The sequence below is a fragment of the Alterirhizorhabdus solaris genome, from assembly GCF_007785815.1.
Taxonomy (GTDB): domain Bacteria; phylum Pseudomonadota; class Alphaproteobacteria; order Sphingomonadales; family Sphingomonadaceae; genus Alterirhizorhabdus; species Alterirhizorhabdus solaris.
Genome location: NZ_VNIM01000154.1, coordinates 1 through 6,054 on the forward strand (window position 1 = coordinate 1; position 6,054 = coordinate 6,054).

Below are 6,054 nucleotides of genomic sequence, written 5' to 3' on the forward strand. Positions count from 1 at the left end.
TGCCGCCGAGGACGTTGCGGCGCTGCGCACCCAGCCGGCGGCCGACCTGTCCGCGATGGACGGCTATGCGCTGCGTTTCGCCGAGCTGCCCGGGCCGTTCACCGTGGCGGGCGAGAGCGCGGCGGGCCGCGGGGTGCGGCCCGGGCTCGGCCCCGGCGGCGGGGGGCGGGTCTTGACCGGTGGGCCGGGGCCGGGGGGGGGGGGGCGGGAAGGTGGGGGGGGGGGCGCCCAGGGGGGGGGAGGTCCGCGCCAGGAGGACCCGGGCAAAGCGGAACGGGGGGCGGGTGGAGATTGGGCGGCCCGCCCCCTGCGCGGTCGGGGGGGGATACCCCGTTTTCCCCGCGCGCACCACGGGGGTGGGTCCCGCCACGGCCGCCCCGCCCCCCCGCCGCTACGGCGAGGAGACCGGCTCGCAGATCCTCGTCAGCCTGCTGATCCCGTTCGGCGCGTATCTGCTGGCCGAGCATCTCCACTGCTCGGGCATCCTCGCCGCCGTGGCGGCGGGCGTGACGATGACCTTCGCCGAAATCTCCCGCCAGACGATGGCCGCCACCCGGATGCGGCGCAATTCGGTGTGGGATACGATCCAGTTCACGCTCAACGGCATCATCTTCGTGCTGCTGGGCGAGCAGCTGCCGCTGATCCTGTCGGGCGCTGTGAAGACGGTGCGGATGACCGGCCATCACGAGCCGTGGTGGCTGGGCCTCTACGTGCTGGCGATCGTCGCCGGGCTGGCGGCGCTGCGGTTCGGCTGGGTGTGGGCCTCGTTCCGGCTGACGCTGCTGCGCGAGCGGGACAAACCGGGTGACAGCTACCGGCCAAACTGGCGGCTGGTGGCGGCGATGTCGTTCGCCGGGGTGCGCGGGGCGATCACGCTGGCCGGCGTGCTCACGCTGCCACTCGTGATGACGGACGGCACCCCCTTCCCCGCGCGCGATCTGGCGATCTTCCTCGCCACCGGGGTGATCGTGGTGTCGCTGGGGGTGGCCAGCGTCGGCCTGCCGCTGCTGCTGCGCGGCCTCGCCATGCCGCCCGAGCCCTCGCGGCAGGCCGAGGAAGATCGGGCGCGCGTGGCGGCGGCCGAGGCGGCGATCGCGGCGGTTGAGCGCGCACAGCATGATCTGGCCGATGGCCGCGCCGACGCCGACATGTTCGTCGACAGCGGCGCGCGGATCATGGACGTGTACCGCGACCGGATCGCAAGCCGCAGCCAGCAGGACCGCGACATCCGCGCCGCGCGCACGCAGGACCGGATCGAGCAGGCGCTGCGGCTAGCCGGCCTCACCGCCGAACGCGACGCAATCTTTCGCCTGGCCCGCGACCGCACGATCGGCAGCGAGGTCGCGCAGAAGCTGGTGCGCGAGCTGGATATTCTGGAAACCCGCTATCGCGGATGACGGCCGGGGACCTGCTGCCGCAGGCGCCGTGTGCTATTGCGGCGTGGCGCGCTGCGAGTAATCGATGCGGACCCGCACCCACGCGCCGACCATCCCCTGCCCGCCGATACGCGGCGGCCTGACGCGAAACTGCCACGCCGCCTGCCGCACCGCCCGTGCAAGGCCCGATCCCGGCGGCGACTGGCCGAGCTCGGCACAATCCTCGACGCGGAAGTTGGGGACGGTTCGGCACGCGACCTCCCCCCAGCCGGCGCGCGGACTGCGGGACGGCAGATAGGGGGCAAGCTCGGCGTCGGTCGGTTCACGATACCAGTCCGCATTGTAGAGCCGCTCGCCGCCCGGTCCCTCGCCCGATCCGTTGGCGGTATCGCCGCTGGCGTTCGATCCGGTGCCGTTTGCGGATCCGCCACCGGCGGCGCGATCCGGCGCCTGCATCTTGGAGATGTCGGCGGCGGCATATTCATCGCGGTTGAGCAGGATCATGTTGAGCGGCGGCGCCGTGGCGGGCGCGGTGACGGCGGCGCGGGGCGCGGGAGGCTTGGGCGCGCGCGGCGCGGCGCGGCTGCTCGCCGCCTTCTTCTCGGCCACGCGGGTCGAGGCGACCTTGGGCGTCTCAGGCTCCGGCAGCAGATCGACGACGGTCGGGCGGCTTTCCGGCGGCGTTTGCCGGCCGGGCGCGGGCGCGAGCGTGAGAAGCATGAACAGCAGCAGCAGGTTCGCCGCGACCGCCAGCACGAACGACGTCGCCCGTCGGCGAAGCGACGCCGGTTCGCTGTAGGAGGAATAAGGCGGGGAAGCCATGCGCGGTCCGCCTACACGGCGTCGTCACGCCCGGCAATCGATCGATGGCGCCGATCCGACCCTGCCTCGAAACGGGGTCGAGGCAAGGGCGGATACGACGGTTCAGGCGGTCGTCAGGCGGCCAGCCGCAGTTCCGGTGGCCTGCCGAAGCGGGCCAACTCGTCGGCGCTGACCTCGTAGGTCGTCACCTCGAACCGCTTGAGCCATGCCGGGCCGAAGACGGTGGTGAGCGCGGTGTCCGTCGCGTCGCGGCCGCGCGCCATCAGGATGCGGCCGATGCGCGGCTGGTTGTGGCGCGCATCATAAGTGTACCAGTCCCCGCCGACGAACACGTCGAACCACGCGCTGAAATCCATCGGCGCGTCGACTACCGGCACGCCGATGTCACCCAGGTAGCCGGTGCAATAGCGCGCCGGAATGTTCATGCAGCGGCACAGCGTGACAGCCAGATGCGCGAAATCGCGGCACACGCCGACGCGCTCCTGATACCCGTTCCACGCGGTGCGATCGCCGCGGGCGAACTGATAGCCGAAGGTGATATGATTGTGGACGAAGTCGACGATCGCCTCCACCCGGCCGCGCGCGGACTGGATGTGGCCGAACATGCCCCATGCCGCCTGCATCAGATGCTGCGTCTCGCAGTACCGGCTGCCGAGCAGGAAGCCGAGGACGTTCTCGGGCAGTTCGTCCACCGGCGTCACCGGCACGTCGGGCGCGCGACGATCGACGAAGCCGCTGTCCTCGATGATGAAGTCGGCGTGCAGCGACAGGCCGCCAGCCGGGACCGTCAGGCGCGTGCAGAGGTTGCCGAAGTCATCGACGTAATCATAGGTCGGCACCTCGCGCGACGTCTCGATCCGGTGCGGGGTACGCAGATCGCGGTTGCGGGAGGGGTGGATGTTGAGCAACGCAAGCATCGCGCTCGGCGTATCGGTGGCGAATTCTATGTCGAAACCGGCGCGGATCAGCATCGGAAGCCTCTGGTGTGGTTAATTCAGCGCGCCAACGAGACACGGAGGGATTCGATCCGGGTTGTTCGGACCGGCCGTGAAAATCATGCCGAGGCTGACGACAAAACCGGCGAGGTCGGGCCGTTATCGAGGCGGGCGCTCTACAAAGTTGATCTTTCGGCGATCCTCGCCTATATCGAGGATGCTAACGTCGCCTGCGACGGAAATTGACGCTTTCGAGCCGAATCTTCCATTTCACGCTACCTGGCTCTGCAAGGCACCCTGCCTCGCGGATCCGATGACTTCGTGAAAGGAAGCATCTCATGCCGATCGGCACCGTAAAATTCTTCAATACCGACAAGGGCTATGGCTTCATCGCGGCCGAAGACGGCTCGGGCGATAGCTTCGTCCACATCACTGCCGTTGAGCGCGCCGGCATGCGCACGCTCGACAAGGACCAGCGCGTGAGCTTCGAGCTGGAAACCGACCGGCGCGGCAAGCAGTCGGCGGTCAACCTCCAGCCGGCCTGATTTCAGGATGGCCAAAGAGGAACTGCTGAGCCTCGACGGCCAGATCGAGGAGATCCTTCCGGACGGGCGCTTTGCCGTCCGTCTGGAAAATGATCACCGGATCATCGCTTACACGGCCGGGAAGATGCGGCGTTTCCGCATCCGCTCGGTCGTGGGTGACCGGGTCATCGTCGAGATGACTCCGTACGATCTGGACAAGGGGCGAATCGTGTTTCGCGAACGCACGCCGGGCGCAGGCCCGGGGCCGCGACGCGGGCATGGACGTTAACACCCCACAAGACCCACAACGCGCGGCAACCCGCGCCACGGACAGAAATGACATTCGAGATAAATTCAGGTTTTAATATTTCCCGCGCCCATGATGCGCGAGCCACTGCCCCGGCGGAACGCGATGCGCGCACGCGACCCGGCAACCCTCTCAGCCGGCGCGAGACGCGTCGAATCATTGCCGAGATGATCGGCTGAACCGGGCGCCGGCGGCCCCCGCCGGCACCCCCCGCACAAGGAGCGCCACGCATGTCGGCCACCAGCGATTTCTACCGGGCCCGCGCCGAAGAGAGCAACCGGGAGGCCGAGGCCGCCCTGCTCGACAACGTCCGCGACCGCTGCCGGCGTTCCGAAGCAGCCTGGACCGCGATGGCGGAGCGCCTGACCCGTGCCGAGGCGATGCGCGACCAGCAGACCGCCGACAAGATCGTGCGCGAGCAGGAGCAGGCGGCTTGAACCGGCCCTTCGCCAAGCGTTTCAACGCACCGCGCCTGTCGCCGCCGGAGGCCGCCCGTCAGGGCAGCGCCACCAACGCCGCGCTCAAGGCGCTGGGCGCGACCGAAGCCGTGCGTTTTCTCAACGCACACCACGACGGTCTGGGCGGACGCCCGATCGATCTCGCCGTGGCCAGCGCCGAAGGTCTGCTGGCGGTGGAAACTCACCTCTCCTCCCTGCCGCGCGAGTGACGCGCGTAGCCGCAGCACTGGCTGCGGTCTTTTGAAGATGCTGAACCGGCTGGATCGCGGGCTATGTTCGGCTGTGCCGGCTTAGTACCCCGTCGCCGGGCGGCATCACTTCGCGAAATCGCCGACACGACCGAGGCTTTGCCGGGCCGTGTCGCTTTGCCTTGTGCCAAACCCGAATCGGGGTCACCGCCCTGCCAGGCCGGATTAGGACGATATCGCCGGAGCACGGATGCTGTCGGCATCGCGTCGATACGCGTCCTTGAACGCGATCAGCCCCTTACCAAGCCCTGTGAAGGACCGGCCCGATCCAATGCCCGGTGACTTCGCGTCCCCAGCCATCCCGAAGCGAATCTGGTCGAATCGTCGCGTCAGCCGATCAGGCCGCGAACCCCGGAAGACAAAAAAAGGGGAGGCCGAAGCCTCCCCTTCCCGGTGATTGAACCCCGGCTACCGAACGCGTGAAGCGATCAATAGAAGCCGAAGTCACCCGCGCCGAGAGCGGCGCCGTTGACCGAGTTGACCTGGAAGTTGAACACGTGGCCCTGAAGGTCGGTCACGTTGTAGTAGTACATCGTGCCCGAAGCGTTCGTGCCGCCGACCTTGGTCAGCTCGAGCGACGAGGCGTCGAAGCCGGTGAAGTTGACGAAATCGCCGCCGGACACGCCAGCGCCCTGGAAGTCGGTGATGTAGGCGAACTGGTCGGCGAACACGGTCGACACACCCTGGTGCGTTCCCTCGGCATTCGCGAACTTCGCAACCAGCTTGAACGTGTCGTCACCGGCGCCGCCATAGTACTGATTGAACGCAGCATGGCCCTGCAGCATGTCGTTGCTGCTGCTGCCGGCCAACTTGTCAACGGCCCCGCCGTTGCCCTGGATGATGCCGTACTGATCCGGTGATGCGGTTACGCCGTCGACCTTACCGTCTGCCATGATACGCTCCTTAACTTCCTGTTTCGCCCGACCTTGCCAACCGGGGTTAATCCGGAATTAGGGAAATGGTACGAAATTGTAAAGAGCTTTAGCTTGACTGTAGGTTGCCGCATAAATTCTGTATTTCAACTATACTTGACTTGGTGATTGCTTATAATGATCGTACATAATGTTTAATTATGTTGCTTAATGCGTAAATTAATAAATTAGAGCGGTTTCCGCGCCTTCTGAATCGTTGAGGATTCACACGAGCGCGGTTTTCTGATTCAGGCTTTGTGCCGGGTCGAGGAGGCCGGCATGGATGCCACGAGTGCTGTCACAGGATCTTCGAGAGCGGGTGGTCGCCGCGGTTGATGCCGGGATGTCGTGCCGGGCCGCGGCAGCGCGGTTCGGGGTGAGCGCGGCGAGTGCGATCCGCTGGCGGCAGTTGGTCGTTCGGAACGGCACGCCGGCTGCCAAACCGCAGGGTGGCGACCGCCGTGCGGCCAGGA

At 67.2% G+C, this 6,054-nt stretch carries 9 protein-coding genes and 2 pseudogenes; 8 read left to right on the forward strand and 3 right to left on the reverse strand.

The annotated features are described in order from the left end of the window. Nucleotides 1-55: 55 nt before the first annotated feature. Together FOY91_RS22895 and FOY91_RS20270 are read left to right on the forward strand one after the other, a co-directional pair. Nucleotides 56-136: pseudogene (locus tag FOY91_RS22895) on the forward strand (hypothetical protein); the annotation flags it as partial. Nucleotides 137-386: 250 nt separating this feature from the next. Continuing rightward, nucleotides 387-1,397: pseudogene (locus FOY91_RS20270) on the forward strand (cation:proton antiporter domain-containing protein); the annotation flags it as partial. 33 nt (nucleotides 1,398-1,430) lie between these two features. Here the strand turns inward: FOY91_RS20270 and FOY91_RS20275 are convergent. Together FOY91_RS20275 and FOY91_RS20280 are read right to left on the reverse strand one after the other, a co-directional pair. Beyond that, the gene (locus FOY91_RS20275) at nucleotides 1,431-2,198 is read right to left on the reverse strand and encodes a hypothetical protein (protein ID WP_145155742.1); all 768 of its coding nucleotides are present in this window, start codon (nucleotides 2,196-2,198) and stop codon (nucleotides 1,431-1,433) included. A 113-nt stretch (nucleotides 2,199-2,311) separates the two neighbouring features. Continuing rightward, nucleotides 2,312-3,169, reverse strand: a complete 858-nt coding sequence (locus FOY91_RS20280; protein WP_145155744.1) for a transglutaminase-like domain-containing protein — start codon at nucleotides 3,167-3,169, stop codon at nucleotides 2,312-2,314. Nucleotides 3,170-3,181: 12 nt separating this feature from the next. On the opposite strand from FOY91_RS20280, the gene FOY91_RS20285 reads away from it, so the two are divergent. The 5 genes from FOY91_RS20285 to FOY91_RS20305 all read left to right on the forward strand — a co-directional run bounded on the left by FOY91_RS20285 (nucleotide 3,182) and on the right by FOY91_RS20305 (nucleotide 4,631). Then, nucleotides 3,182-3,379, forward strand: a complete 198-nt coding sequence (locus FOY91_RS20285) for a hypothetical protein (protein WP_145155746.1) — start codon at nucleotides 3,182-3,184, stop codon at nucleotides 3,377-3,379. 92 nt (nucleotides 3,380-3,471) lie between these two features. Further along, entirely contained in the window at nucleotides 3,472-3,678 is a 207-nt protein-coding gene (locus FOY91_RS20290) for a cold-shock protein (protein WP_145155748.1), read from the forward strand. 7 nt (nucleotides 3,679-3,685) lie between these two features. Next, nucleotides 3,686-3,946, forward strand: coding sequence for a translation initiation factor IF-1 (gene infA, locus FOY91_RS20295; RefSeq protein ID WP_145155750.1), 261 nt, complete (start codon nucleotides 3,686-3,688; stop codon nucleotides 3,944-3,946). 248 nt (nucleotides 3,947-4,194) lie between these two features. Further along, nucleotides 4,195-4,401, forward strand: coding sequence for a hypothetical protein (locus tag FOY91_RS20300; RefSeq protein WP_145155751.1), 207 nt, complete (start codon nucleotides 4,195-4,197; stop codon nucleotides 4,399-4,401). After that, entirely contained in the window at nucleotides 4,398-4,631 is a 234-nt protein-coding gene (locus tag FOY91_RS20305; protein ID WP_145155753.1) for an antitoxin Xre/MbcA/ParS toxin-binding domain-containing protein, read from the forward strand. Before FOY91_RS20300 ends, FOY91_RS20305 begins: the two co-directional genes overlap by 4 nt. A 467-nt stretch (nucleotides 4,632-5,098) precedes the next feature. Here FOY91_RS20305 and FOY91_RS20310 read toward each other — a convergent pair whose 3' ends face one another. Further along, nucleotides 5,099-5,563, reverse strand: a complete 465-nt coding sequence (locus tag FOY91_RS20310; RefSeq protein WP_145155755.1) for a hypothetical protein — start codon at nucleotides 5,561-5,563, stop codon at nucleotides 5,099-5,101. A gap of 301 nt (nucleotides 5,564-5,864) precedes the next feature. Here FOY91_RS20310 and FOY91_RS20315 point away from each other — a divergent pair. Next, the coding region (locus FOY91_RS20315) for a helix-turn-helix domain-containing protein (RefSeq protein WP_203234655.1) at nucleotides 5,865-6,054 on the forward strand (190 nt) is incomplete at its 3' end.

Coding starts and splice junctions, on each gene's coding strand:
- FOY91_RS20275 (WP_145155742.1), bottom strand. CDS start 2,198: ATGGCTTCCCCGCCTTATTCCTCCTACAGCGAACCGGCGTCGCTTCGC.
- FOY91_RS20280 (WP_145155744.1), bottom strand. CDS start 3,169: ATGCTGATCCGCGCCGGTTTCGACATAGAATTCGCCACCGATACGCCG.
- FOY91_RS20290 (WP_145155748.1), top strand. CDS start 3,472: ATGCCGATCGGCACCGTAAAATTCTTCAATACCGACAAGGGCTATGGC.
- infA (WP_145155750.1), top strand. CDS start 3,686: ATGGCCAAAGAGGAACTGCTGAGCCTCGACGGCCAGATCGAGGAGATC.
- FOY91_RS20300 (WP_145155751.1), top strand. CDS start 4,195: ATGTCGGCCACCAGCGATTTCTACCGGGCCCGCGCCGAAGAGAGCAAC.
- FOY91_RS20310 (WP_145155755.1), bottom strand. CDS start 5,563: ATGGCAGACGGTAAGGTCGACGGCGTAACCGCATCACCGGATCAGTAC.